Origin of the sequence: Lysinibacillus sp. GbtcB16, assembly GCF_019091145.1 — a bacterium.
Taxonomy (GTDB): Bacteria; Bacillota; Bacilli; order Bacillales_A; family Planococcaceae; genus Lysinibacillus; species Lysinibacillus fusiformis.
The window spans coordinates 1-601 of sequence record NZ_JAGXJV010000100.1; the positions used below are offsets into that span (position 1 = coordinate 1).

1 pseudogene is annotated in these 601 nt (G+C 40.3%); it reads right to left on the bottom strand.

Annotation, left to right across the window (positions count from 1 at the left end):
- Window positions 1-559, bottom strand: a pseudogene (locus KVT27_RS23520) (phage tail spike protein); the annotation flags it as partial.
- Window positions 560-601 lie beyond the last annotated feature (42 nt).

Below are 601 nucleotides of genomic sequence, written 5' to 3' on the forward strand. Positions count from 1 at the left end.
TAGCTACTTTCTTTCCGATTTCTCTGACCATCGCTTGGTAATCTCCCATGTCTTTAGGGTTCGGAATAAATACAGATTTTATTGAGCCCTTTTGAAACATGAGATTACTTACATAAATAGTGCCGTTACGTCGCACACCTACAGTAATTTGCATGTGCGTTACAGCCTGTTTAATTGGAGGGATTGTTACGGAATATTCTTTCCATATCCCATTTTCTAGTACTTCATTTATGTTAGACCCTACAGCTCCCACCAATTGGTCACCGTTCCACGCCTTTACCTCTGCGTACAATCCGTTGTCAATTGATTCCTTGTTTGTTACAAATATTTTACCTCTGTACGTGTACTCACTAAGCGGGTCAATATTGCCTATTACCTGGTTTAATCCCGTCCAAGAGAACTCTTGCTCATAGTTAGAACAAGATATTTTTGTAGAATTGTAACCATCGCAGCGTACTGAACGGGTCGGCTCAAATGTTCCTTTATTTGTATCAGCCGTCCATGTTCCCCATTTATCCAAGGAAGGAAGCTCATTAACAATATTTCCCCACTCATTCATTTCTGTCCAATTGAAAGGAGCGTTAAGAAGTAAGTTAGGCTC